Annotated in this window: 1 protein-coding gene; it reads left to right on the plus strand. The window is 32.9% G+C overall.

The annotated features are described in order from the left end of the window. On the plus strand, positions 1 to 969 hold a 969-nt coding region (locus AC1DQW_RS27760; RefSeq protein ID WP_477457032.1), incomplete at both ends, for a PAS domain S-box protein.

Genomic DNA, 969 nt, shown 5'->3' on the forward strand with positions numbered 1-969 from the left:
TAACATCTCCATCGGGGCAAATTAAAAATACCAGGACAACTTACACGCCAAATTTTATAGATGGTGAAGTGGATGGTTTTTTTGTTAATGTTTCTGACGTAAGTCCTATCGATGTGAAAACTTTAATAAATGATCAGGAGGACCAAAATGCGGAGAAGGCATTTTTGTTTTCGAATGATCAACTTTTAGAGCAAGTAGTACAAACATTAAAATCATGTATTTTTACCGAATTTCCAAGCATAGCCACACTATCAAAAAAACACTTTATATCCGAATCGAAACTTAAAAGAGATTTTAAAGAAAAATATAATAGTACTATTTTTTCTTATTTCAGGCATCTTCAAATGGAATTTGCTGAAAAGTGCATCAATGAAAAACGATGTAACAAAAGCCAGATGGCCTTAATGCTTAATTTCTCAAACCCGTCTAATTTTTCGTCGTGCTACCAAAAATATTTAAATGAAAAGTTATCAAAAGAACTTGTAAACAAAATACAGGCAGAAAATAGTGAGAATTATAAAACCTTTATAGAACAGGCTCCAATTGCCATTGCTATGTTTGATAACAATATGTTATTTATAGCAGCATCATTAAGATGGATTGAGGATTATAATCTTCAAGGTAAAGAAATCATAGGAGTAAATCTTTACCAGGTTCTTCCTCAAATTAAATCTCAATTTCATGATTTATTGCTCACATGCTTAAAAGGAGAAATTCATTTTGATGATTCTATAATTGAAAACCAGGATGGAACATTAGCCTGGATGCGCTGGGATTTGAGGCCATGGTATAGGGGAGGATCAGAAATTGGAGGTTTTTTAATTTTAACTGAGAATATTACCCCTTTGAAACAGAAGGAAACAGAAAGCGGACAGGTTTTAGAAGTTTTGAATAAAGCACAAAAAATTGCCCGGATTGGCGCGTGGAGCAGGAATTTTGTTAAAAATACAATTATTTGGAGCAAGGTAC

Source organism: Mucilaginibacter sp. P5_A4 (assembly GCF_056400605.1).